The sequence below is a fragment of the Erwinia sp. AnSW2-5 genome, assembly GCF_045107195.1.
Classification (GTDB): domain Bacteria; phylum Pseudomonadota; class Gammaproteobacteria; order Enterobacterales; family Enterobacteriaceae; genus Erwinia.
Map to the genome: position 1 here is coordinate 354,359 of NZ_JBJGXA010000005.1, position 26,076 is coordinate 380,434.

The 26,076-nt window shown below is 57.3% G+C and carries 17 protein-coding genes; 13 read left to right on the forward strand and 4 right to left on the reverse strand.

What is annotated here, in order from left to right:
• Positions 1-47: 47 nt before the first annotated feature.
• From ACFL9S_RS06100 to ACFL9S_RS06125, 6 genes are read left to right on the forward strand one after another with little or no spacing between them, the layout of a single operon-like run.
• A complete protein-coding gene (locus tag ACFL9S_RS06100; RefSeq protein WP_405260937.1) occupies positions 48-1,388 on the forward strand; it encodes an MFS transporter in 1,341 nt (446 codons plus the stop codon).
• A gap of 38 nt (positions 1,389-1,426) precedes the next feature.
• Positions 1,427-3,517 carry a hydantoinase/oxoprolinase family protein gene (locus ACFL9S_RS06105; RefSeq protein ID WP_405260938.1) on the forward strand — a complete coding sequence of 697 codons (2,091 nt, stop codon included), beginning with the start codon at positions 1,427-1,429 and terminating at the stop codon, positions 3,515-3,517.
• A complete protein-coding gene (locus ACFL9S_RS06110) occupies positions 3,517-5,199 on the forward strand; it encodes a hydantoinase B/oxoprolinase family protein (RefSeq protein WP_405260939.1) in 1,683 nt (560 codons plus the stop codon). The genes ACFL9S_RS06105 and ACFL9S_RS06110 overlap by 1 nt, the downstream gene beginning before the upstream one ends.
• Positions 5,200-5,201: 2 nt before the next feature.
• Positions 5,202-6,011, forward strand: a complete 810-nt coding sequence (locus ACFL9S_RS06115; protein WP_405260940.1) for an SDR family oxidoreductase — start codon at positions 5,202-5,204, stop codon at positions 6,009-6,011.
• Positions 6,012-6,028: 17 nt separating this feature from the next.
• On the forward strand, positions 6,029-7,183 hold the full coding sequence (locus tag ACFL9S_RS06120; protein WP_405260941.1) for a pyridoxal phosphate-dependent aminotransferase: 1,155 nt from the start codon (positions 6,029-6,031) through the stop codon (positions 7,181-7,183).
• A 42-nt stretch (positions 7,184-7,225) separates the two neighbouring features.
• Positions 7,226-7,834 carry a TetR/AcrR family transcriptional regulator gene (locus ACFL9S_RS06125; protein WP_405260942.1) on the forward strand — a complete coding sequence of 203 codons (609 nt, stop codon included), beginning with the start codon at positions 7,226-7,228 and terminating at the stop codon, positions 7,832-7,834.
• 52 nt (positions 7,835-7,886) lie between these two features.
• Here ACFL9S_RS06125 and ACFL9S_RS06130 read toward each other — a convergent pair whose 3' ends face one another.
• Together ACFL9S_RS06130 and ACFL9S_RS06135 are read right to left on the reverse strand one after the other, a co-directional pair.
• The gene (locus ACFL9S_RS06130; RefSeq protein ID WP_405260943.1) at positions 7,887-8,447 is read right to left on the reverse strand and encodes a hypothetical protein; all 561 of its coding nucleotides are present in this window, start codon (positions 8,445-8,447) and stop codon (positions 7,887-7,889) included.
• A 250-nt stretch (positions 8,448-8,697) separates the two neighbouring features.
• A complete protein-coding gene (locus tag ACFL9S_RS06135; RefSeq protein ID WP_405260944.1) occupies positions 8,698-8,892 on the reverse strand; it encodes a hypothetical protein in 195 nt (64 codons plus the stop codon).
• Positions 8,893-9,136: 244 nt separating this feature from the next.
• On the opposite strand from ACFL9S_RS06135, the gene ACFL9S_RS06140 reads away from it, so the two are divergent.
• The 3 genes from ACFL9S_RS06140 (at position 9,137) to ACFL9S_RS06150 (ending at position 10,973) form a co-directional block, all read left to right on the forward strand.
• A complete protein-coding gene (locus ACFL9S_RS06140; protein ID WP_405260945.1) occupies positions 9,137-9,721 on the forward strand; it encodes a cytochrome b in 585 nt (194 codons plus the stop codon).
• Positions 9,722-9,777: 56 nt separating this feature from the next.
• Positions 9,778-10,362 carry a sigma-70 family RNA polymerase sigma factor gene (locus ACFL9S_RS06145; RefSeq protein ID WP_405261071.1) on the forward strand — a complete coding sequence of 195 codons (585 nt, stop codon included), beginning with the start codon at positions 9,778-9,780 and terminating at the stop codon, positions 10,360-10,362.
• A 215-nt stretch (positions 10,363-10,577) separates the two neighbouring features.
• Complete coding sequence (locus tag ACFL9S_RS06150; protein WP_405260946.1) at positions 10,578-10,973, forward strand: YybH family protein; 396 nt, start codon at positions 10,578-10,580, stop codon at positions 10,971-10,973.
• Positions 10,974-10,978: 5 nt separating this feature from the next.
• On the opposite strand, the gene ACFL9S_RS06155 is transcribed toward ACFL9S_RS06150, so the two are convergent.
• Entirely contained in the window at positions 10,979-12,754 is a 1,776-nt protein-coding gene (locus tag ACFL9S_RS06155; RefSeq protein ID WP_405260947.1) for a sigma-54-dependent Fis family transcriptional regulator, read from the reverse strand.
• A gap of 285 nt (positions 12,755-13,039) precedes the next feature.
• Between ACFL9S_RS06155 and ACFL9S_RS06160 the strand changes: the two genes are divergently transcribed.
• The 4 genes from ACFL9S_RS06160 (at position 13,040) to ACFL9S_RS06175 (ending at position 17,439) form a co-directional block, all read left to right on the forward strand.
• A complete protein-coding gene (locus ACFL9S_RS06160; RefSeq protein ID WP_405260948.1) occupies positions 13,040-14,560 on the forward strand; it encodes an aldehyde dehydrogenase family protein in 1,521 nt (506 codons plus the stop codon).
• 26 nt (positions 14,561-14,586) lie between these two features.
• Positions 14,587-15,612, forward strand: coding sequence for an alcohol dehydrogenase AdhP (adhP, locus tag ACFL9S_RS06165; protein WP_405260949.1), 1,026 nt, complete (start codon positions 14,587-14,589; stop codon positions 15,610-15,612).
• 157 nt (positions 15,613-15,769) lie between these two features.
• Complete coding sequence (locus ACFL9S_RS06170) at positions 15,770-16,531, forward strand: YdcF family protein (protein ID WP_405260950.1); 762 nt, start codon at positions 15,770-15,772, stop codon at positions 16,529-16,531.
• A complete protein-coding gene (locus tag ACFL9S_RS06175) occupies positions 16,531-17,439 on the forward strand; it encodes a LysR family transcriptional regulator (protein ID WP_405260951.1) in 909 nt (302 codons plus the stop codon). Before ACFL9S_RS06170 ends, ACFL9S_RS06175 begins: the two co-directional genes overlap by 1 nt.
• Here the strand turns inward: ACFL9S_RS06175 and ACFL9S_RS06180 are convergent.
• Positions 17,421-26,018 carry a GH36-type glycosyl hydrolase domain-containing protein gene (locus tag ACFL9S_RS06180; RefSeq protein WP_405260952.1) on the reverse strand — a complete coding sequence of 2,866 codons (8,598 nt, stop codon included), beginning with the start codon at positions 26,016-26,018 and terminating at the stop codon, positions 17,421-17,423. The genes ACFL9S_RS06175 and ACFL9S_RS06180 overlap by 19 nt on opposite strands.
• Between the last annotated feature and the right edge of the window lie 58 nt (positions 26,019-26,076).

Genomic DNA, 26,076 nt, shown 5'->3' on the forward strand with positions numbered 1-26,076 from the left:
TTCAGGGGTAACAACCGGGTAAATACACAGACTGCCAGGGCAAAACAATGACGAAATCACATGCAATGACAATGGATTACGCTTTGCCAAAGGATGGGGAAACAAAGAACAATGTCGTGCGCCGCGCATCACTTGCTGGTGGCGTTGGCTCCTTTGTTGAATGGTATGACTATGGCATTTATGGCCTGCTGGTGAGTTCGCTGGTGCTGGTTTTCTCGGCCAGTGATATGAACACCACGGATGCCGGACTGATGCTGACCTATGTTGGCTTTACGGTAAGTTTTATTGTTCGTCCCTTCGGTGGCGTGATCTGCGGTTATCTGGGCGACAGAATAGGGCGTCAGAAACTGCTGGCGATCCTGTTACTGATGATTTCCCTTGCGACGGCCGCCATTGGTTTACTGCCTGACTTCAACAGCATCGGTTGGGCCGCTCCAGCGTTACTGATCCTCCTGCGTATTGTGCAGGGGTTCTCCGCCGGGGGTGAAGTCTCGGGTGCCGGTTCCTTTGTGGCGGAATATGCGGAAGACCATCGTCGCGCCGTGGTGATGTCACCGCTGGTGATGGGATCATTTATTGCCTTGCTGTTTGGCAGCCTGCTGATCAGCGGACTGATCAATGTTTTTGGCATTGATGCGGTGAACAACGGACTGTGGCGCGTGCCGTTCCTGCTGGCTATCCCGATGGCCTTGATCGGCGTCTATATTCGTACCCGCATTGAAGACACGCCTCACTTTCAGATGGTGAAAGCCAGCAAACGGGTGGTACGTAACCCGATCCGCGAGGTGCTTTCTTCTAAGCGCCATCTGAAAGCGATTGGGCTGGCGATCACGCTTCCGGCGGTGAACGGTCCCGGTTACTACATCCTGTTCGTCTATATGCCGACCTATCTCAACAAGGTGATGCATTTCACGCAGATCCAAAGCCTGATGGTCACCGCCTGCGGCCTGCTTACCATTGTGGGTGCCATTCCATTAATGGCGTGGCTCTCTGACCGCCTCGGCCGCCGACCACTGTTGATTGCTTCCGCCATTGCGATGGCTGTGCTGGCCTGGCCCTGTTTCTGGCTGCTGACACTCGGGATGCTGCCGCTGGCCTGTATGGCGTCCATGCTGCTGGCGTTCGCCTTTGCCGGGCATGCTGGGGTGATTCAGGCCACGCTGGCTGAAATGTTTCCGACCAATGTGCGCTACAGCGCGTACAGCATCGGCTTCAACCTCTCCACCGTAATTTTTGGCGGGTCGGCACCGTTACTGATGACCTGGTTAATCGGCATGACCGGCATCGCCAGCATTCCGAGTTATATGGTGATCTTCACCGCCGCACTGACCCTGATCAGCGCACTCTATCTGAAAGAAACAGCAGGTCAGCCACTCAGAGCTGAGTAAGCAGCACTAAGCCAACTCTCTGGATTTCGAGGTGAATAATGAAAAACGCATCCCCCTGGCGGATAGGGTTTGATATTGGTGGCACCTTCACCGATCTGGTGCTTCTGAATGATGTGACAGGTGATGCCCTGCGCCACAAAACTCTGACGACGCCGGAAGATCCTTCCGAAGGTGCTTACACCGGGCTAACTCAACTGGTGGAAATGGCGGGGTTACACGCTGGTGATATACACGCCATCACCCACGGCACCACCCTGGCAATTAATGCGTTGCTGGAGCGTCGTGGCGCGAAAACCGCACTGGTGGTGACGCGCGGCTTCCGCGATGTGCTGGTGCTGGGGCGCGAATACCGTTACGACATTTATGATCTCAATGGTGCCCCGGCTCAGCCTCTGCTGCCGCGCTCTCAGGCTTATGAAATCACCGAGCGCGTTACGGCGCGGGGCGACGTCATCCTGCCGCTGGACGAGGCTGAAGTGGTGACACTCGCAGGCGAACTGCGTGCGCAGCAGTACGAAGCGGTCGCGGTGCTCTGCATGCACGCTTACGCCTGGCCCGACCATGAAAACCGCATCGAGGCGATCCTCAGCTGTGAGCTGCCGGGCATCTCCATTTCGGTGTCACACAAAGTGTCGCGAGAAATCCGCGAATATGACCGTGGCGTTCTGACAGCGATGAATGCCTTTGTCCAGCCCAAAGCCCGCCGCTATATGGCACGGCTGGAAAACAAGCTGCGCGAAGGGGGCTTTACCTCTGACTGGCTGGTGATGGGATCAAATGGCGGTCTGATGGCTCCGCAGGTGGCAGCCGATTATCCGACGCGCATCATTGAGTCCGGCCCGGCCGGAGGCATTGTCGCAACGGCGGCGTTTGCCCGCAAGAATCAGGAAAACAGAGTGCTGGCCTTCGATATGGGCGGCACTACCGCCAAGGCCTGCGTGGTACGCCAGGGCGAACCCTCGATTACCACCGACTATGAAGTAGGCCGTGCCGACCGTTTGCTGAAAGGCAGCGGCCTGCCCGTCAAACTGCCTGTGGTCGACATGATTGAGATCGGTGCCGGGGGCGGCAGCATTGCGCGTGTGGATTCACTCGGTTTGCTGGAGATCGGCCCGGAAAGCGCCAGCGCCTGGCCTGGCCCGGCCTGTTATGCACGCGGCGGCGAGCAACCAACGGTGACCGATGCCAACCTGGTGCTGGGGCTGCTCGATCCTGATGCGTTTCTCGGAGGGCGGATGCCGCTGGATGTTGACGCGGCACGCAAGGCGATTCATCGCATCGCCGATCCGCTGGGTCTGACCATTGAAGATGCCGCCTGGGGTATCCATGAAGTGGCGAACAGCAAAATGTCCGAAGCGCTGCGCACCCACTGCGTGGAGAAGAACGTCAGTCCGTCACAGATGACGATGCTGGCCTTTGGCGGCGCAGGGCCAAGCCATGCCTGGTCGCTGGCAAAACAGCTGGATGTGAAACGGGTGTTTTTCCCCAACGGTGCAGGGGTTTACTCCGCCTTTGGCCTGCTGACCGCGCCACCGAGCGCCGACTTCGTGCGCAGTGACCGCTGTCGTCTGTTACCGGGTATGGATGTTACCCGTATTCAGGCAGTGTTTGCTGAAGGTTTCGATGAAGCCATGACCACGCTGGCCGCCGCCATTGCCGATCCGGCCAGCGCGCCCATCCAGAAAAAAATGGCCGGGGTGCGTTACGTCGGCCAGGGGTCAGAACTGACGGTAACGCTGCCTGACAGTTTCCTGCAGCAGGGCGATGTGCAGGCGCTGGTTGATGCCTTTGAAGCTGCGCATCTGGCGCGTTTTGGCCGCACGCTGCCGGGACAGGGTGTCGAAGTGGTCAACTGGCGCGGCCATGTACAGACGACGCCGCCAAAACTGAACACCAGCGATCGCGTCAGTCACCCTGAGCCGGATGCACGGGAAAAAAGCCTGCGGGTTTACCTGGGACGCAAGCAGGGTTTCAGCACCTGTCGCGTCATTCCGCGCAGCCTGTTAATCACCGGTGTGACCATCGACGGACCTGCGCTGTTGCAGGAAAAAGAGTGTGCAATTTATGTCGGCCCAGGGGCGTCTGCGCAGCTGGATGAACAAGGTAATATTTTGATGGAGCTGAACTGATGACGATAGCCACCCCCGATAACCTGCGTTTTCTCGACGATCCGATCAGCCTCAGGATCACCTGGGATCGTCTGGTCAGTATCTCTGAAGAAGCGGCGGCAACACTGGTGAACATGGCGTTCTCCAGCATTATTCGTGAAGTCGGCGACTACTCCTGTCTGCTAATGGATGCCAGCGGCAGCTCTCTGGCACAACCGAAAACCAGCGTCCCGGTGTTTATCGGCACGCTGCCCGCCACGGTGCGCCATCTGCTGGCGAAATTCCCGGCGGAAACGTTAAAACCCGGTGACAGTCTGATCACCAACGATCCCTGGCTGGGTACCGGGCACCTGAATGATGTCACCGTGGTGACTCCGGTGTTTCGGGCAGGCAGGCTGGTGGCCTTTACCGGCGCGGCGGCACATATGTCCGATATTGGCGGTTCACTGAATATGGGGTCGTCGCGCGATATGTTCGAAGAAGGCTTCCTGATCCCGCCGAGCAAACTGATGATGGAAGGCCAGGTCAACCAGCAATTGCTGGATCTGTTCCTCGCCAATGTTCGCTCACCCGACCAGGTGGAAGGTGACCTGCACGCCATGCTGGCAGCGAACCAGATTGGTGCCAACGGGCTGCTTGGCCTGATGGACGACCTCCAGCTGGAGTCCGTAACGCCGCTGGCAGAGAAAATTCATGCCCTGACCGACAATGCGATGCGCAAAGCCATTGAAGCGGTGCCCGACGGGCGCTATGAAGCTGCCGTGGACATCGGTGATTTCGAAGGCGACATTCACCTGAATGTGGCGGTGATCGTGGCGGGCAGCACTATCACCATTGATTACGCGGGTTCGTCGGCAGAATCGCTGTTCGGCAGTAACTGTCCGATGTCCTTTACTTACGCCTACAGCGTCTATCCGCTGAAATGCCTGCTTGAACCGCATCTGCCGAACAACGAGGGCTGCTTTAAGTCCATCACCGTTAACGCGCCGGAAGGCTCGATTGCCAATGCGCGGCCACCCTGTGCCGTTGAGATGCGCAACCGCGTCGGCCATATGGCACACGCGGCCATCTTTACTGCGCTCTCCGGGATTATGCCTGAGCGGGTGATGGGGCACTCCGGCAGTGCGCCGGTGACCTGTGACGTGTTCGCCGGGCAGTTTGACGATGGTCGCCGCTTTGTCGAGAGCCTGTGCGTCAACGGCGGCACCGGGGCGCGCCCCTCTGCCGACGGCATTGTCACCGGGTTCCCGGGCAACATGTCTTCCACGCCCGTTGAGCTGATGGAGTCCACCACGCCGCTGCTGTTTATGCAAAAAGCCATTGTGCCGGATTCCGGCGGTGCCGGGCGCTATCGCGGCGGTGTGGCGCAGCGCATGGTGATCCGCAATACCAGCCAGCATACGCTGACGCACAGCATGTTCTATTCGCGCCAGAAACACGCCGCAGAAGGGGTGCTGGGAGCAGCGGCAGGCGCATGCAACTTCGTGGCGATTAATGGCGAATCACTGGCAAAACCGGTGGGGCGGCATGACGTGTTACCGGGGGATGAAATCACCATTCAGATGCCCGGTGGTGGCGGCAAAATGCCGGTTCACCAGCGCGATAAACAGGCCATCCTGTGGGATTTGCAGGAAGGCTACATTACCCGGGCGGGCGCGATACGTGATTACGGCGTCAATCCTGACGAACTGAAGAGGGACTGAGCATGGATAATTTAGCAGGAAAAGTGGTGATCGTGACCGGTGCGGGCAGCGGTATCGGTGCAGCAGCAGCAGCGGGATTTGCCCGGCGCGGTGCCCGCGTGGTGCTGGTCGGGCGCAGGCAGGCGGTGCTGGAGGATGTGGCCGCCACGCTGCGCCAGCACGGCGGAGAAGCCTGGGTGCGGGCGACAGATATTACCCAGAAGAGCGAGGTCGAGGCGCTGGTTACCTGGGCGCAGGCTGAAGTGGGTGAAGTTGAAATCCTGGTGAATAACGCCGGGAGCGCCAGCAAAACGCTGAATGCGCGCTGGATAGACGAAGCCGAGTGGAATGAAGTGCAGGACGTCAATATGAAAGCCGTTTTCCTGCTGACGCAGGCGCTGCTGCCCGGAATGCTGGCGCGCAACAACGGCACCATTATCACCGTCTCTTCGCTGGCTGCGCTGCGGCCTAATCTGTTGGGGGGCGCGGCTTACGGCGCGGCAAAAGCGGCGGTGCGTAACTTTATGACGTATCTGCACAATACCTTCCGTAATGGCGGCATTCGCGCGACCTGCATTCTCCCCGGTGAAGTGAACACGCCGATTATGGATAACCGCGCTAATCCACCGTCACAGAGCGTGCGTGACCATATGGTGCAGCCGGAAGACGTGGCAGAAGCCATCCTGCTTTGTGCTGCTCTGCCTGCGCGCACGGTAATTGAAGAACTGATTGTGGCACCGACGTTGCTGCGTGATGTGTCCGGCGATATTGAGCTGAGCCGCTGGAAAAATGCACCCGCAGACTGCCTGGCAGAACGTGAACAGTCCTGTTAACTTTGACGAATAGGTGAATGATGTCTTCTAAATTATTTACAGCGGCTGAAGCCGTGCTGCGTATCGAACGGACCTCTCTGCGCGTGCAGCAACCTGCATCCAACAGCGATATGATTTCGCTGGCGATGGGGGAACCGGATTTTGACACGCCGCCACGCATTATCCAGGCCGCCGTTGAGGCGCTGCAAACGGGTTATACCCATTATGCGCCGCTGCTCGGCGATAAAGCGCTGTGCCAGGCGCTGGCTGACGAAGTGTCCGCGCAAAGCGGCAACACGGTGAAAGCGGGCGAAATCCTGGTCACACACGGCGGCACAGCCGGGCTGGCCGCGGCGATCCTCTCAATTGTGAATCCTGGGGATCGTGTGGTGATCCCGGACCCGACCTATTCACTGTATGCCGACCTGGTGAATATGGCGGGAGGGACCTGTGTGCCGATGCCGTGCCGTGCCGATTTGCACTGGGATCTGGACGGTCTGGATAAGGCGCTGGAAGGGGCGAAGTTGTTTGTCTTCTGTAACCCTGGCAACCCGACCGGGATTGTTCACAGCGCGGAAGAGATTGCAGCGCTGGGTCGCCTGGTAAATCGCCATAATACGTTAGTGATTGCGGATGAAGCCTACAGCGATCTGGTCTTCACCGACCGTCCTTTCACCTCGGTATTACAGGTGCCTGCCTTTGCCGGGCGCACGTTATTCTGTCAGACTTTCTCTAAAAGCTATGCCATGACGGGATGGCGCGTCGGCTATCTTTCCGGCCCCGTAGCGATGATTGCAGCCGCTGCACGCGTACACAATACGGTGAATGGTTCCGTAAACAGCGCTGTACAGCGGGCTGCGCTGGTAGCGCTGACCGAGTGTAAGGATGACGTAAAACGAATGTATAATGTCTACCGTGAACGCCGCGTGCTGATGATGGCAGGCCTGGCGACCATCCCGGAACTGACCCTGAATGAACCGGAAGGCGCTTTCTACTGTTTCCCTTCCTATTCGTTGCCGATCCCGGCGATTGATATGGTGGCGCTGCTGCGTGAACAGGGGATTGCCGTGCGGCCTGGCAGCGAGTTTGGTGCGGCGGGAGAGGGGCATTTGCGCCTCTCTTATGCGGCAGGCAGCGACGCCATCAGCGAAGGGATTCGACGCCTTCGACACGGCCTTGCAGGACTGAATTAACCCATGTACCGGGATGTAAAAGCTACAATGACAGGAAAACCGATGCGCAGTGATACCGAAAGAAACCGCAAAAACCTGATCCAGGCTGCGGCAAGGCTGTTCGAGCGATCTGAAACGCCGATCAGTATGACGGAGATTGCGACGGAAGCGGGCGTTTCTGTCGCCACGGCTTATCGCCAGTTCACATCGGTTGAAGAAGTGCTCAACACCTATCGCCAGGAAGTGGGGCAACTGCTGCTGGATTACAGTCAGAATCAGCAGTGCGCTGGTTTGCTGAAGCTGGAGAAGGTGAGCCGCTACTGGATCAAGCTGGTGCGCGAGCGCGGCGCGGCGATGGTGCCGATGCGTAACCGCCGTGGCTATCTGGAACGTTTATGGGAAGGGGCGGAATACCTGCTGGTGCAGGCAGATGCCCTGCGTCCGCCGCTGCGTGAAGCGATGGCGGAGATGGATCTGCCTGATATCGGCGATAAAGCGGTATTCCTGTGGAATATCCTGTTTGACCCGCGTGAAATCTTCGACCTGTTAAACACCGTGGGTCTGACTGAAAAGCAGGTCGGGACGCAGCTGATGTCCGTGCTGGTCGGCGGGCTGCGGGGTTTTGCCTGCGCCAATGAGTTCACGGTTGAAGCGTCTAAAACGAAATCCTGAGAAGGAGACGGGAAGCCTGTTTTTTAAACAGGCTTCGTTATCGTAAAAGGTGCTATTTTAAATCTGGAAAAAGGTCGTTTAATAACGCGCTTTTTCCACGATTGAATGCATCAAGATCTTCTTTATTCTGTCTCCACTTGATATAAGCCTCTTTTTCTTTCTCAAAATTTTCATCTTCAGTGAGGAATAGAGCCATCAGATAGTCTATATCATGTGCATTCTCAGATCGTTTTAAAGTGATGACATTTTTATAGCACAACAGATCATAGTCACCCATTCTGTCTTTTAACATGCATTCATTTAACATCAATGACGGATTTATATGTTGTTGATTAAATTTGTGAAGAAGGGTAATGGCCTGGCTGTAGTCTCCTGCTGATGATAATACATTTGAATATATTCTGATGACATTGACGTTATTGGGGTTCTGTGTTGATAGAGAACGCAAGCCCTCCAGCGCTTCTTTTTTATCAGCCTCATCATTAGTAAGCGTATATTTCTTTACCAGTTCTGATGCTTTTTGTGTCGGCGTATCGATATAGGAGCCAACAGCGTGGCTGTAATAACTTATTGATAATAAGAGTGCTGCGCTGAGTGTTTTTATTGTAAGCATATTACCACCCTCCAAATGGAGTTAATATTATGGTTTTTTCCATGCTTCCTGGGAAGGGCGGGACGGCACCTGTATATCCAGAATCATAAAAATAGCCAGCCTCCATTTCTATTCCAGGCGAAGACAGACTTTTATTCTGAATTTTAAGTTCAGTTGAACCTATGAATATGTCATCAATACCCAAGGCGTAGTGCTCACCTCTTTTTCTTTCAAGATTATGCACTGTATTATTGAGAAGATTTTTGATTTTTCACCAAAACAATATGCTGCCACTTCCTGCTGCCTTTGCAGCATTACTTTTTCCTGTGGCAGAGATATATATGTTTTTCCCACTTGGTGTGTTTTCATCTTTTACAGTTAAGTTGATAGAGAAGCTGGCAAGTATACCTACACCCTCTATCATTAGATTAGATAACTGAGAATAATAAAATGTTTTAACAGCCATGTAATTTCACTCCCTGTGAGTTTTATTTTTTAACAGTAACAATAACATGAACAACTGAAGCGATAACTGCACATAGTGCTTTACTCTTGCATGATCGCCGCATGCCAGTTGTGTGGGCGCTCGTTATTTTTCTGCATTACTGACACCAGAAATCGCACCAAAATAAAAATCATTTTTTTCCGAATAGAAACCCACCCTCAGACGTTAACCGATCATCTTCCACTGTGACAGGAAACCGATCGCGATGTCTCACACCTCTCTTCCGCTGCGTCAGCGCTATGACGCCTTTGCCCTGACGCTGCACTGGATCACCGCTGCCAGCGTGATTTTTCTTTTTGCTTCTGCTCATATCTGGGAACTGCTGGCGCGTGGCACACCGCTGCGCAAAGGGTTGCAGTCCGTGCATATCTCCTGCGGCATTCTGCTGGCGCTGGTGATGATTGTACGGCCGCTATGGCGCCTCTACAGCCAGCGACAGGCGCGTTTTGCCATGCCGCCATCTGCAGGATCGCGCCCGACGCGCATCCTGGCGCACGCCATGCACGGGGCACTTTATCTGCTGCTGTTTGCGCAAATCTCGCTGGGTTTTTTGTTCCGCTGGGCGCAGCAGGAGCCGTTCAGCTTCTTTGGTTTATTTGATATTCCTACCTGGATCGCAGTTGATCCTGCGCTGCGCCATCAGATCGGCGGCTGGCACGATAACGTGGCCTGGGCGCTGATTATCCTCGCCTGCGCACACGCGCTGGCTGCGCTATTCCACCACTATATTCTGCGCGGCAACGTGCTGCGTCGTATGCTGCCCGCCCGTCGCTCTTCGTCATCCCAATAAAGGTCAGCCATTACGGATCGACCCGTGTTGATGTCGCACACAACGGCTCAGCCAATCTGCCCCCGGAGGGTAAAACAATCACCAGTAGTGAAGTTCGACACCATCTGGCTGCCCATCTTGAACGCTTATGGCGTTACGGGATGGTGCTGTCACGCAATCGTGATGTGGCCGAAGAGTTGGTACAAACCACCTGTGTACGGGCGCTGGAACGCAGCGCCCAGTTTACGCCGGGAACCCGCATTGACCGCTGGCTGTTCACCTTGCTGCACTCGGTGTGGATCAACGATCTGCGCGCTCAGCGTGTGCGGCTCGGGCAGGGATTTGTCGACTGCGACGAGCTGATTGCTGCGGATAACCGCTCGCACGAAGAGGACCGTATGCAGTATCAGCAGGTGATGCAGCGCGTAGGAAGATTGCCGGAGGCACAGCGTAACGCGGTGTTTCTGGTGTATGTGGAAGGGTTTACCTATCAGGAAGCCGCTGACACGCTGTCCGTGCCGATTGGCACCATTATGAGCCGTCTGGCCGCGGCAAGAGCCACGTTGTCCCGTGCGGTGCGTATGGTCCGATGGCGCTGTGCGTTTCCCGTGAGAATCATAATGCGGCCACCCCGGTGCAGGGCGAACAGCGCCACGGGATGAATCTGGCCTGGTGGCATGCAGGAGGTTATCAGTACGTGTTGATTGGGCGAAGCCCGGCACCGTGGCTACAGCAAAGCGCCGGATTACTGCGTCAGGGATTGATGTCGGTGTGATGGCAACGCGCCTTGCGGGCAGGGTGCGAATGTCCTTGTTTTCGCCCTGATTTTTATGTCAGGGTGAATGCCGGACATTTCACCCTTTCAGGAGCCACCGCCATGAGTTCACACCCTCTTCGCCAGATCATTGAAGCCTGCGACCGCGCAATCACCGCGCGTGATTTTGACACCCTGATGACCTGGTATGCACCCGATGCTGCGCTGGTGATTAAGCCGGGTATGATTGCCCGCGGCCACGATGCGATCCGTCGCGCCTTTATCGCTATTTCTGACCATTTTCAGGGGCAGCTGCGGGTTGAGCAGGGCGCGATGGAGGTGATTGAAGGGGCGGGCAATGCGCTGGTGCTGATGGAGACGGTGCTGCACTACCCGGATGGTGCAGGCGGAACGATAACCGTCACCCGACGCGCGACCTATGTGTTCCGCCAGGAGCCTGATGACCGCTGGGTCTGCACCGTCGATAACTCCTACGGCACCGACCTGCTGGACGTCTGATTTAATCACTTACGCGCCGCACGGCGATACAGCGTGCTGCGCGCCACGCCTAACGCTTCTGCTGTTTTACTCACGTTGCCGTTAAAGCGTTGCAGGGTGGCGGCAATCAGCTGCTCATCGTGCTGTTGCAGCGCTGGCAAGGGTTCGCTCACCGCCTGCTGATATTCCACAGGCAGGCTGTCGCTATCCAGCACGTCGTTATCATCGGCTAACGCCAGCAGCACTTTCAGCACGCTGCGTAACTGGCGCACATTACCCGGCCACGGATGCTGTGCCAGGGTATCCAGCAGCAGCGGTGTCATCTCAATACTGCGCTGCCCACCGCCCATTTCCTGCCAGAGCTGGCGGATAAACGCGGGCAGCTCTGGCCAGTCGCGCAGCGGCGGCAGCGTCAGCGAGAACTCCTGCAAGCGGTAAAGCAGATCCTCACGGAACGTGCCATCAGCCACTAACTGCGGCAGATGGCGGTGGGTGGCGCAGATCACCGCAAAACTCACCGGCCAGGTGTGGCTGGAGCCAAGCGGGGCGACTTCTTTCTCCTGCAACACGCGCAGCAGGCGGGTTTGCAGTGCCAGCGGCATATCGCCAATTTCATCAAGGAACAGCACGCCGCCGTCGGCTTCACGAATTTTGCCGATATAGCCATTTTTACTGGCCCCGGTAAAGGCACCAGGCTGATAACCAAACAGCTCTGATTCGATCAGGGATTCCGGGATGGCCGCGCAGTTGATCGCCACAAACTTCCCCTGATGCCAGCGGCTTTGCTGGTGCAGCGCCCGGCTGACATACTCCTTGCCGCTGCCGGTTTCACCCTGTAGACACAGCGACACACCCGCATTCATCAGCCGTACCATCTTCTCACCACCATCACGCAGCGAGAACGGCAGCGTGGAGGGCGCTAGCGCTGTCGAGGCAAAGTGAGAGCGGGCCGGGGCGCGCAACCGGAAAAAGTAGTGCTGCTGGCTGCGGGTGGTGAGGGGCTGTGGCACCTGGTTTGCCCGCTGTTCCCGCTGGGGGAACAGCTGCTGGAAGGTGAGGCAGCCAAACTGTTCCGCGCCCAGTTCCAGCTCGCGCATGGCCACGCGGTTGGCCGCCATCAAAATATTGTCTGAGAATACCAGCAGCAACTCTTCCACACGATCAATGCCCTGAATCTGCCGATGCAGGCTCATCATCCACTGATCCGGGTGCAGGCTCTGTTTGACCCACAGATACTCAATCTGCTTAGCGGCGTCTTTGATCCACGCCAGGGTGTGCGGATGTGCAAAGTGCGCCGGGCCGGAGATATCCAGCACCCCGGCAATCTGTCCGCCAGGGCTTTGCAGCGGGATCGCCGCGCAGTACAGCCCCTGGTTGCGGGTGAGAAAATGCTGCTGACCGTCAATTTCACAACAGTCATCAATCGCCAGCGCAGTACCGATGGCATTGGTGCCGCGCCCGCACTCACTCCAGAGATTGCCCGGTGCCAGCGCAAAGCGCTCGGCTTTTTGCAGCGCCTGCATATCACCAAAGGTATTCAGCACCATCCCGCTGGCATCCGACAGGATCACCACGGCCTGTTTCTCGGCAATTTTCTCGGCTAACGCCCTGATGGCAGGCTGCGCAAACTGTTGCAGCGTGGCGTGGTGGGCAAGAACATCTGCCAGTTCAGCCTGGCGAATGCGGGGGAAATCGTCGGACAGGCGATCCAGACCGTAAAGCTGGCTGCGAAACCAGGAATCACTCAGCAGTGGGTTAGGTGCGAACGGTGGCGTACTGACGGCTGACGAATTTCCCTGCATTGATAACCTCATGCCCTGGCAACAGTGTTGCAATATTGTAGCTATGTGGTTTTTTTCGTGTTGCGATTTGCAACACAGATGCGAAAACTTTCCATTAACCCTTACCGCGATCGCGGGGGAATTCTCGTATTTTACTGATAAATATCATGATTTTTACAGTTTCAGCAAAGTGGAAAATTGGCACGCGGTGTGCAGTGGAGTAGAGGCAATCGTAACAACGTCCGGGACAGGATCGCGCTGCGGTTGTTTATCTCTCAAAGACCTACCCTACAAGAGGATTTTGCGATGCGTTATTCCCATCCTGGTACACCGGGTGCTTTAGTTTCTTTCAAAGCGACCTATGGCAACTTTATTGACGGCAAATTCGTCGAACCGCAAAGCGGTCAGTACTTTATGAACACGTCCCCGGTGAACGGCAGCGATATTGCGCAGTTCCCGCGTTCCGATGCCCGTGATATCGAGGCGGCGTTAGATGCAGCACACCGTGCGGCCGACGCCTGGGGAAAAACCAGCGTGCAGTATCGTTCTACTCTGCTGTTACAGCTGGCCGACCGTATTGAAGCCAATCTGGAATACCTTGCCGTGGCAGAAAGCTGGGACAACGGTAAACCGATCCGCGAAACCCTGAATGCTGACCTGCCGCTGGCGGTTGACCACTTCCGCTACTTTGCCGGGTGCCTGCGTGCGCAGGAAGGCAGCGCCAACGAAATCGATGAAAAAACCGTGGCCTACCATTTCCATGAACCGCTGGGCGTGGTCGGGCAGATTATCCCGTGGAACTTCCCGTTGCTGATGGCCGCGTGGAAACTGGCCCCGGCGCTGGCAGCCGGAAACTGTGTGGTGTTGAAACCCGCAGAGCAGACCCCGCTGGGCATCACGCTGCTGCTGGAACTGGTCGGCGATCTCTTCCCGGCGGGCGTGCTCAACGTGGTGCAGGGCTTTGGTCGTGAAGCCGGTGAAGCGCTGGCGACCAGCAAGCGTATTGCCAAAATTGCCTTTACCGGCTCCACCCCGGTTGGCCGCCATATCATGGCCTGCGCGGCAGAAAACATTATTCCCTGCACCGTCGAACTGGGCGGAAAATCACCGAACATCTACTTTGCTGATATAATGAACGGTGAGCCGGAGTTTATCGACAAAGCGGTAGAAGGGCTGGTGCTGGGCTTCTTCAACCAGGGTGAGGTCTGTACCTGCCCGTCACGGGCGCTGATCCACGAATCTATCTATGCGCCGTTTATGGAAAAAGTGCTGGCGAAAGTGGCGACGATCCGTCGTGGCGATCCGCTGGATACCGATACCATGATTGGCGCGCAGGCATCACGCCAGCAGTTCGACAAAATCCTTTCCTATATTGATATTGCACGCCTGGAAGGCGGGAAAATCCTCACCGGCGGTGAACGTGCCAGCATCAGCAAAGAGCTGGACAGCGGCTACTACATTCAGCCAACGCTAATCCAGGGCGACAACCAGATGCGCTGCTTCCAGGAAGAGATCTTTGGCCCGGTGATCGGGGTCACGACCTTTAAAGATGAAGCGGAAGCGCTGTCCATCGCCAATGAAACCCAGTTCGGCTTGGGGGCAGGCATCTGGACGCGTGACACCAATCTGGCTTATCGCATGGGCCGCAGCATCAAAGCCGGACGCGTCTGGACGAACTGTTACCACATCTATCCGGCACACGCGGCGTTTGGGGGGTACAAACAGTCCGGCGTCGGCCGCGAAACGCACAAGATGGCATTGAATGCTTACCAGCAAACCAAGAATCTGCTGGTCAGCTATGACACAGCACCTTTAGGGCTGTTTTAAGCCTGTTTTCTTTCGAGGATTGAATAATGAAAACGATGAAAGCCGCAGTAGTGAAAGCCTTTGGCGAACCGCTGGTGATTGAGCAGGTGCCGATCCCTGAAGTCGGGCCGGGGCAGCTGCTGGTAAAGGTGGTAGCAACAGGGGTCTGTCATACCGACCTGCATGCTGCCGAAGGTGACTGGCCGGTAAAACCTCAGCCGCCGTTTATTCCGGGCCACGAAGGCGCAGGTTATGTGGTCGCGGTAGGTGAAGGCGTAAAGCATATAAAGGAGGGGGATCGCGTGGGTGTGCCCTGGCTGTATTCCGCCTGTGGCCACTGCGAACACTGCCTGGACAGCTGGGAAACCCTGTGCCACTCGCAGCAAAACGCCGGTTACTCGGTTAACGGCAGCTTTGCCGAATACTGCCTGGCCGATGCTAACTACGTCGGTATCCTGCCGGATAACGTCGGTTATAATGAAATCGCACCCATCCTCTGCGCGGGCGTTACCGTTTACAAGGGCCTGAAAATGACCGAAGCCAAAGCGGGTGACTGGGTGGTCATTTCCGGTATTGGCGGGCTGGGGCATATGGCCGTGCAGTACGCCGTGGCGATGGGCTTTAATGTGGCCGCCGTCGATATCGACGACGAAAAACTGGCTTTCGCTAAACGTCTTGGTGCTTCTGTCACGGCAAACGCTCGTCACGTTGACCCGGCAAAAGTGTTTAAAGAAGAGTTTGGTGGCGCACATGGTGTGCTGGTGACGGCGGTGTCACCGAAAGCCTTTGAACAGGCGATTGGCACCCTGCGTCGCGGCGGCACGATGGTGCTGAACGGTCTGCCGCCGGGCAAATTTGACCTGTCGATCTTCGATATGGTGCTGGACGGCATCACCGTGCGCGGTTCCATTGTGGGTACACGTAAAGACCTGCAGGAAGCGCTCGACTTTGCGGGCCGCCACAAGGTTGCGGCGAATATTTCGGTGGAGCCGCTGGCCAATATCAACGATATCTTTGCGCGCATGCATGCCGGGAAGATTGAAGGGCGAATCGTGGTTGACCTGTCCCTGTAATGTTTGTTTGTCTGACGGCAGCGACAGCGGATTAATCCGGGTTTCACGTTAATCCGTGTTTAAAAACGGGCATAGCACCAGCGCTATGCCCGTTCGCAAAATGTAAAGTATCAGTGATATCATCAGCCAGGTGTTCACTTAGCAAAAGCTCCCGCATATGATCCTGACCCCGCAGAACATTGACCATCTCAATACCATTTCGCCCTGGCTTGCTGTTAATGATGTGCACGGCGAGCAGGCACTGCATGCCGATGTGGCTATTCTTGCCGGCCATGCCGTGCTGCCCGGATTACTCGGTGCATTTAGCCGACTGGCGGCGACGGATATACCTCTGTTACTCAGCGGCGGCATCGGTCACTCCACCGAACTGTTGAAAAGCGCGCTGCACACGGTGCAGGTGAACAGCGATGCGTCCAGCGAAGCACAGCTGCTGGCCGATGCTGCCGTGCAACTTTGCGGCATCAGAGCCGATCAGCTGATCATTGAAGATCAGTCACGTAACTGTGGTGAAAATGCGGCGTTCAGTCGCCGGGCGCTACTGACGCGTGAGCTGGCTGCGCAGCGCATCATCGTGATTCAGGACCCGCTGATGCAGCGCAGAACCACAGAAACCTTCCGCCATGAGTGGCAGCGCCAGGGGCAACAGGCCGACTTTATCAGCTGGCCGGTGTTTGTACCGCAGCTGGTGTTGCAGGACGGCCAGCCGCTGATCGCCGGGGCGGCATCGCAACAGGGATTGTGGGCAATGGATCGCTATGTTTCGATGGTGCTGGGGGAAGTCAGGCGACTGCGTGATGACAAAGAAGGCTATGGTCCTCTCGGCCTCGGCTTTATCGGCCATGTGGATGTGCCTCACGCGGTGGAGCACGCCTGGCAGCGGCTGATGGCGGAGCCTGAGCTGGCGGCGCTGGTGCGCTGATGACCGAACCCGATCTCAACTTACTGATTGCGCTGGATGTGCTGCTGGCTGAGGCCAGCGTGGCGGCCGCCGCCCGTCGCCTGGGCTTAAGCGCCTCGGCGATGAGCCGCACCCTCAGCCGCCTGCGAAGCGTGACGGGTGATCCGTTGCTGGTGCGTGCCGGGCGCAATATGGTACTGACGCCCTGGGCCGAAGCGATCCGCGAACGCAGTCAGAACGCGGTCTTTGAAGCCCGTGCGGTGCTGCGCCCAGCGGTGGCCGAACAGCATCCCGCCAGCCTGGACTGCACGTTTACGCTGCGCGCCAATGACGGTTTTGTTGAAGCGTTCGGCCCGGCGCTGATCGCAGCGGCGGCGGCATCTGCGCCGTTGGTACGTCTGGTGTTTGCGCCCAAACCGGAGAAAAGCGTCAAGCCGCTGCGCGAAGGGCGCGTCGATCTGGAGATCGGTGTGATGGGGGAAATGGGCCCGGAAATTCGTGTGCAGGCGCTGTTCCACGACCGTTTCGTCGGGGTGGTGCGCCAGGGGCATCCGCTGTCGCAGTTACCTGAAGTCAGCGTCAGCGACTATATGGCCTGGGGGCATGTGGTGGCATCCCGCAGCGGGCGGGCAGAAGGCCCGGTGGATCGGGCGCTGGCAGAGCAGGGTGTACAACGCCAGGTCAGCGCCGTGGTGCCCGCTTTTCCGGCGGCGCTGGCCGTGGCGCGTGCGTCCGATCTGGTGGCGCTGGTGCCCGCATCCTTCCTGCTGAATCAGCCTGCCGGGCTGTTGCACTGCTTTGAACTGCCGGTCAAAACCGGCACGATTACTGTGTCGCAGATGTGGCACCCGCGCTCGGAAGTCGACCCGGCCCACCGCTGGCTGCGGCAGCTGCTGCTGACCGTATGTCGTCAGCGGGTGCCGGACTGAGGTTCCTCTCCCAGGTAGATCGTTACATGATGGTGCTGACCATCATCCTGTAACGGAATACGCGCCTCCGTCAGGTCCACGCCATCCAGCGTAATGTGATAAACCCCCTCACTGCGCATGACCTGAATATGATATTCACTGCTGCCATGCTGGTACGTCAGGCTGACGGAAGGCCAGTGTGCAGGCAGTAATGGCCGGACCGCCAGCGTATCCGCATGGCGCGTAATCCCCAGCAAAGACTCAACCAGCAGGCGGTAAGCCCAGCCCGCCGATCCGGTGTACCAGCTCCATCCACCGCGTCCGGTGTGCGGTGCCACACTGTAGATATCTGCCGTCATCACGTAAGGTTCAACTTTATAGCGCGCTACGGCATCAGCATCCAGACTGTGATTCACCGGATTGATCAGCGACCACAGCTGCCAGGCTCTTTCACTGTTGCCCATCTGTGCAAAGGCCATTACCGCCCAGATAGCGCCATGCGTATACTGCCCGCCGTTTTCACGCACGCCGGGAACGTAGCCCTGGATATAACCGGGATTGGGTCCATCGCCATTAAACGGCGGCGTGAGCAGTTTGATCATCCCGGCATCGTCATCAACCAGTCGTGCATCCAGTGCCTGCATTGCTTGTGCGCACTGTTCCGGCGTTCCGGCACCGGAGAGCACAGCCCAGCTCTGGGCGATAGCATCAATCTGGCAGGCCTGTGACAGGTGGGATCCCAGCGGTTCGCCGTTATCAAAATAGCCACGTCGATACCATTCGCCGTCCCAGCCAGCGCTGTTCAGGTTATCGCGCAGCTGGTCGGCCTCTTTACGGCATCGCAGGGCGATATCCTTTTGCTGCCGCTGTTCCGCCAGCGCACCAAACCGCCGCAAAATATCGTAGAGGAAGAAGCCAAGCCAGACGCTTTCGCCTTTACCTTCACTGCCCACCAAATTCATCCCGTCATTCCAGTCTCCTGTGCCCATCAGCGGCAGGCCGTGCTGACCAAAACGCAGGCCGTGGAGCAGGGCTTTCAGGCCATGCAGCCAGACGCTATCTTCGTGAGCACTGATCGTCGGTTGCTCGTAAACGGATTCTTCACCGGGTTGCGGGTGTTTGCCTTCCAGCCAGGGAACGGACTGTTCCAGCAGCGTCATATCGCCGGTGGTGGTGACGTAATGACACATCGCCAGCGGCAGCCAGAGGTAGTCATCCGAACAGTGGGTACGCACGCCATTCCCGAGGGGAGGATGCCACCAGTGCTGGACATCGCCCTCAATAAACTGCCGGGAGGCACAAAGAATAATCTGTTCGCGCAGGCGCTCAGGCGCGGTATGGCTCAGGGCAAGCGTATCCTGCAACTGATCGCGGAAACCGAATGCGCCGCCCGACTGGTAGTAGCCGCTGCGCGCCATAATGCGGCAGGCCAGCGTCTGGTAAAGCAGCCAGCCGTTAACCAGCAGGTTGACTGATGGTTCGGGCGTGGTGACCACCACTTTATCCAGAATGTGGTGCCAGTGCTGATGCACCTGCGCCAGCTCATGGCGGGCGGCATCCTCATTCAGATATCGGGCGATAAGCGCTTCCGCGTCCTGCTGATTCTGCCCGAGGCCCAGCACGAAGATGAAGGTACGCTGATCGCCATCAATCAGTGTGGTGGCTGACTGCACCGCCGCACAGGGATCAAGCCCTGCACCCGTGGTATCCGGCAGCCGCTGCTGTTGCATCGCCGCAGGTGAACGGCGCGAGCCGTGGCGGCCGAGGAAGGCCCGCCTGTCGCCCGTCAGTGAACAGTGCGCACCGGTCACGGCAAAGAATGCCGTTCTTTCAGAACCGTTGCTGTTGTAGTAGTTGCTGGCAAGCACGCCGCAGCCGCTGCTGACGGCGGCAGGGTGCGTGATGATATGCATGGCAGACTTGCTGCGTGATTCGCCCAGCGTCCATTCAACGTAACCCGTGACAGAGACTCTTCGAATGCGGCCTGAGTTGTTGGTGAGGGTTAACATCGCCAGCTTCACCGGTGCATCTTCTGCCACCAGCACGGTCAGTTCGCTATCCAGCCCGGTTTCCCGATGGCTGAAAACGCTGTAGCCAAATCCGTGTCGACTCAGATAGGCACCCCGTCCCTGTACGGGCAGTGTGGTGGGTGACCAGACGGCCCCGGTTTCTTCATCACGCAGATAGAAGGCTTCCCCTGAGCGGTCGCTGACGGGATCGTTCTCCCAGGGCGTAAGACGGTATTCGTGCGCATTCTCATACCAGGTGTAAGCTTGTCCGGCCTCCGAAATCACCGTGCCAAACTGGGCATTGGCCATCACGTTCGACCAGGGTGCAGGGGTGGACCCGCTCTCATCCAGCAGGATCTGATATTCGCGCCCATCGGGAGAGAATCCTCCCCGGCCATTGAAACAGAGCAGAGCAGCGGTATCCGGCTGCCAGTCGAGGTGCTGATTGACCGGGAGCACGGCAGGCGTCACCAGGGCCAGCGAAGAAGAGACCGCCCCCTGAACACGCAAATTGAGTTGCTCTTCCAGCCCGCCCGCGCGGTCGTCAATGACCACCCGTGCCACACTCATCAGCAGCGTGCGATCCTCAGCGGAGAGATGCTGACCATTGCGTAAGAATATTCCCCCCGCCTTATCCGTCATCCCCGGATCAGACCTGGCAGCGATCAGATCCGTAATCTGGTTGTGCAGCGTCTGCTGATAACCTCCCGGCCCGTCATTGAGGATCACCAGATCGACAGCCAGACCTTTCAGACGCCAGTAATGGTGGGCCTGCATCAGCGTATTGATCAATGGGATGCTGTCCGAATGGGTGACATTCAGGATCACAATCGGCAGATCGCCGGAGATCGTCCATCCCCACAGGCCGCTTTGCCCACGGCGATTACGGGCAATAATCTGCGCCTCTGCACGCAGTTCAGGGCCAGGGAACAGCACCGCGCTGGCAAGGCGATTGAACAGTGAGGCGTCGTCTTCATTGGCATTAATCTGGCGCAGTACAATCTGGCTGTGTGACCATGCCAGCTCAAAGACACGATCGGCAATCGGCGAGTCCCGGTATTTTTCCAGCAATGCCTGGCTCTGTGCGCGGCTCTCCGTCACGCCGTAAATGATATCGATGGTGACCGGTTCACCGGGGAGTAACAATAGCGGCTGGCGCAGGGCCATCACCGGGTCGAGTACCGCACCAACGTTATTGCTCAGCGGCCCGCTCCTGGTGGGAGCGAGGGCGTTCGCGGTGTCATTTCCGCGCCCGAGGAAAGCGGCACGATCGGTTTCAAACGAGGCTGTTTTCTCCGTTCTGCCATGGACCACCATCATATGGAACAGCCACGGACTCTGTTCCTCCGGCGTGCGCGCCCGGCGGTGACAGAGGATTGCTTCCTGGGCCGATACCCACTCGGTTTGAACAAACAGGTTGCTGAACGCGGGATGGGCCAGGTCGCTGTCGGCGGAAGCCAGCACCACTTCGGCGTAGCTGGTAAGGTCCACCCTCCGTGGCTGACGTCCTCTGTTGACCAGCGTCACACGGCGCAGTTCGATGTCATCTTCGGGGGAAACGACAATCTGCGTTTTGATATGCAGCGTTCCCTGCCTGCGCGTGAACTCGGCCCCGGCATCGGTGAAGGAGGCTTTGTAATCATCGGGCGTCGAGCCGGAAGGCTGCCAGGTGTTGCTCCACACTTCTCCGCTTTTCACATCGCTGATGTAGCAGCACGAACCCCAGTTATCACAGGTGGTATCGCTGCGCCAGCGGGTGAGGGCCAGACCGTTCCAGCGGCTGTAACCCCCACCTGCCTGTGTCACCATCAGATGATAACGCGCGTTCGACAACAGCTGGACTTCAGGCGCGTCGCTGTCCACATCCGTAAATTCCCGGGGATCATAGTGAACCGGTAACAGCGTTCCTTCCGGTGCGTCGAAGTGCCTGCGCGGGCTGTAGAGTTCGATATTATTCGGCACCCGCTCCTGCAACAGCAAACGCGCCGACTGAAATGCCGGGACGGCCATAAACCGGTCAGTCATCGGAGCATGGTGTAACAGGTGAGATAACGCCTGAAACGACATGCCCTGGTGATGCGCCATCCAGGAACGGACCACGGCAAACCGCTGGCCACTGGCCTGACGGGAAGGGGTGTAATCCAGCGCTTCATAGAAACCATATTCGCCACGCGCGCCGTTTTTTTCCAGGACGGCAAGATTGTCACAGGCTTTGTGCGGCGCGACCAGCAGTGCGAGGAATGTAGCATAAGGCGCCACCACCATATCGCCCGCCAGGCCGCGTTTTAAGCCAAGACCGGGAACACCAAAGGCGTGGTACTGATAATTCTGTGAGGGGTCAAAGGCGTAATACCCTGACTCTGAAATGCCCCAGGGCACGCCGCGCTGTTTGCCCCACTCAATCTGTCGGTTTACCGCGGAAAGGCTCATCTGTTTCAGCAGGCTGCCCGGATAGGTGGGCATCACCAGATTAGGCATTAAGTACTCAAACATTGAGCCACTCCAGGACATCAGCGCCGTATCGCGATCGATGCGGGTGAACAGGCGTCCCAGGGCAAACCAGCTTTTGAGCGGTAGCTGATTGGTGGCGATGGTCAGGTAGGTTGTCAGGCGGATCTCCGACGGGAAGAGATCGTAATGACTGGTGTCCAGCCTGTTGTTGTCACAGTCATAGCCCACGCTGAGCTGGCTGGTGACGTCGTTGTAGAGGAAGGTGAAATCCATGCGGGCATGTGCCGCCAGCCGCTGTTCCAGTTCGGCAATAATGTCGATCTGCATGCGTGCCGCTGCCAGCGTTGCGGCAGTGGGTGAACCTTCGCCCGCAGGTGTGGCGGTGGACAACCACGCCAGTGAAGGCAGCGCGGTTTGCGGCCAGTCTGCGGGGATCCAACCCAGCAGTGAAGACCAGGCATGGCAGAATAATGTCAGCTGGTGCTGAAGATGACCAATCCAGTGACTGATGGGACCGTTGTCATCGGAGATCGTGGGATGCAGACGCAGGCTTAATGCCTGCATAGTTCTGAGTTCACCCAGTAACTGTGATGGAGGCAGTTCCAGCGCGTTATGGCAGTGTATATGCAACTGGCGCAGGGTCGTTGGCGCATGTTGCCCCCAGCGGCTTTCCAGCAGCGTGAGGGTGTCATCCAGGCCTGCCAGCATCTGATCAATGTCGATGACAGGCTGGTGACGTAACTGCAATAGACCGGCGCTCAGTGTTAACAGGTGCCCGGCCATATTTCCGCTATCAACGCTGGACACATAGCGCGGATTAAGCGGCTTCAGCGTGCGGGTGTCGTACCAGTTGTACAGATGCCCACGGTGATGCTCCATCTTATCCAGCGTGTCCAGGGTGAGCGATACCCGCCTCAGCACTTCACCGCTGGGGATGTAACCAAAATCGTAAGCGGTCAGGTTGGCCATCAGCGACAAACCAATATTGGTCGGCGATGTCCGATGGGCAACGGTGGGCTGCGGGAACTCCTGATAATTATCCGGCGGCAGCCAGTTCTCTTCTGCATTAGTGAACTGGTCGAAGAATGCCCATATTTCACGACTGTTCTGGCGTAAATAGCGTTTTTGCCCGGCATTCAGCGCCACCGCGACGGGCGCTGGGGAGCGGCTCAGCCAGCTCAGGAGTAAGGGAGCCAGGCACCACAGAACGCCAATGGGAAGGGCAAAACCAGGCAGTGACGGTGCATAACGGGCGCTCAGGACGGGCAGCAGCACACCGCAAACCACGTTGAATGTCATGGCGCGGTAAAACCGCAGCGGGGAGGTTTTGTTCCCTTCGTGACTGGGGTCAACGCTGGCCCACTGATTGAGGTGGCGGCGGGAAAACCCCAGGCGCCATAACGTTTTCACTATCGCCAGCAGCGAGTAGCCTGCTTCATGCGGCAACGTGGCGAGGGTGATAATAAGGTGTGTGAGGCGGCGCAGCGTTCCTGAAGCGACCGCAGCCAGGCGTTGCCAGAGAGGACGGTTGCTGAACAGCAGATCCTGAACCATTGACAAGGCAGCAGGTAACAGCAGTATCAGCGCCAGCATGGCGAGCCAGTAGTGCGGGTTGGGCACCAGCAGCAGGGCGGAAAAAATCAGCAGTAACAGCGATGGCGCAACCAGACTGCGGCGAAGATTATCGAATAATTTCCAGCGCGATAAAGTATTTAACGGATTCTTCTCACGCGAACCATCGGCTTTTCTCACCCGCAATTTAAGCCAGTTGAGCAGTTGCCAGTCGCCGCGTATCCAGCGGGTACGGCGTGCAACATCAGACAGATAATTGGCCGGATACTGTTCGTAAAGCAGCACTTCGCTCAGTAGCCCGGAGCGGGCATAACAGCCTTCCAGCAGATCGTGGCTCAGTACCAGATTGTCGGGGCAGGTGTTCTGCATGGACTGCGTAAAAATATCGACATCATAGATCCCTTTACCCACGAAGGCGCCTTCGCCAAACAGGTCCTGATAGATATCAGACGACATCATCGAGTAGGGATTATTACCCGGTACGCTGCTACAGATCGCGGCATAGCGACCCTGTCCTGAACGTGGGATCTCTTCGGCCAGCCCAGGCTGCAAAATCCCGTAACCTTTGATCACCCGGCCTGCCGCCGCGTCATAAACCGGATGATTCAGCGGATGCGCCATCGTCGCCACCAGTTTGTGCGCCGTGTCACGGGGCAATACGGTGTCGCTGTCCAGGGTAATGACGTACCTGATGCGGGCAGGGAACGGTTTTTCATCCCCGACACGATGGGAGAACTGCGAACCGGGCTGGCGCAACCAGCTGTTCAGGGCCGCCAGTTTACCCCTTTTACGTTCATAGCCCATCCACACACCCTGCTGCGGGTTCCATTCTGGTGAGCGGTGCAGCAAAAAGAACAGCGGACGATCCGGCGCATAGCGACGATTAAGGGCTTCGACCTGTGAAATCGCCCAGGCCAGCAGCGCAGCATTTTCAGGTGAATGTTCTGTCGGGGCATCACTGAAGTCGGTCAGCAGTGCAAAGTAAAGACTTGCACTGTTATTCCCCAGATAACAGACTTCCATGTTATTCAGTAGCGCGTCGGTTGCCTGACGGCTGGTCAGCAGGCAGGGAGTGACAATCAGTGTACTGAATTCCGCCGGGATGCCGCTGGAGAAATCCATTCGAGGCAATGGTTCAGGGGTGCGAAAGCGCGTTGTGGCGTCACTGAGCAGGTGCAGGACGACCTGACTGATCGCTACCGACAGCGGCACCGCCAGCAGCAGCAGTGGCCAGCGCAATCCCTGTTCGGCTGTCGCATGCAACACCTCTGCAGTACAGGCAACGGTCAGCAGGCTAAGGCTGCCAAGCCAGGTGAGCAGGGGTTGCTGATTGAACCGGTGGCGGAGATGCGTTAACCAGTTTGTGTTTGCGGACAGGCGCTCTTCGAGGACATGGCGGTCTTCGCCAATCAAATACTGGCCGATATGATGCTGCGGCTGGGCACCACTGGCCGCCTGTGACAATGCCAGCACGTGGCGGGTCACATCCAGTTCACTGAAGCGGCTGGTGCGGGCCAGCTTCTCAATCACATGGCGATAATGGTCGCGGGTATCAAAATGCATCAGCGGGTAGATCCCGGCAGGATCCTCACGAAGCATCTGCTCCACCAGGCTTTGCGCTTCACAAAAATCGGCCCAGTTGGTTTCACTTAACAGCCGTAATCCGGCAATGCTGTTACTGACAGAGAGCTGGCTGGCCGCGAGCTGCTGATTAAAACGGTGGATCAGCAGGTCGGTGGTGATGCCTGTTTCCGCCAGCCGCTGCTCCATCCAGGTCAGGGGCAGGGCAAGCAGGTTGCCACGCCCCTGTAATCGGCGGACCAGTTCGGCAACAAACGCGCTGCTGAGTGGCGGGCGCGAGCGGGCCATATCAGCAATGACCATCACCAGGTCGGCCGGGGTTGTTTCAGCACAGGTGATAATCTGGCTGACCCACTCATCGGCAAGATTACGCTCCTTTTGCGCCTGAGCCACTTCGCTGCTGACCCGCCGCAGATTTTCGATCAACGCCAGGCGTAACATACCGGGCAAGGCCCAGAGTTCACCCAACGTGAGAGGCGTTACCCGCTGATAGGCGTTGATATAGCCCGACAGACTGCTGACATCCCAGCGCCCGTCACCGTGGGAAATGGCCTCGAAAGCAATATCATAAATACGTGGGCAGAAATGAGGGGAAGCCAGAACCGGAAGGCCTTTGCCAAAGTTTTTCGGCAAATGATGACGCACCATGCGGATCTGTTCTTCAATCAGATAATAGTTATCCAGTAACCATTCACCCGCCGGGGCAATACTGATTTTATCGACTTTATTGAGCAGATAGCAGTTTTGGGCAATGACTGTTTCATTGTCATCCAGGCGCTTCAACAGATACCAGGGGAGCTTATCGGGTGATAATCGATGCGAACGCGCCAGCTTCTGACCGAAATGTTCCATCTGAGCCGCTGAAAATAACTCTGCTTTGATCACACTATCCGTCGTGCGGGCGGGTGACCCTGTCCAGGATGATTTTATCGTGGCAATTTTTGTGCGCAACGTCGTCATCAGTGAGGATTGAGTACTTAATTTCATATTATTGCTCGTCAGGCGAGGTGAACGCACAGGAGCAGTTGTGAAATCATTTCATAAA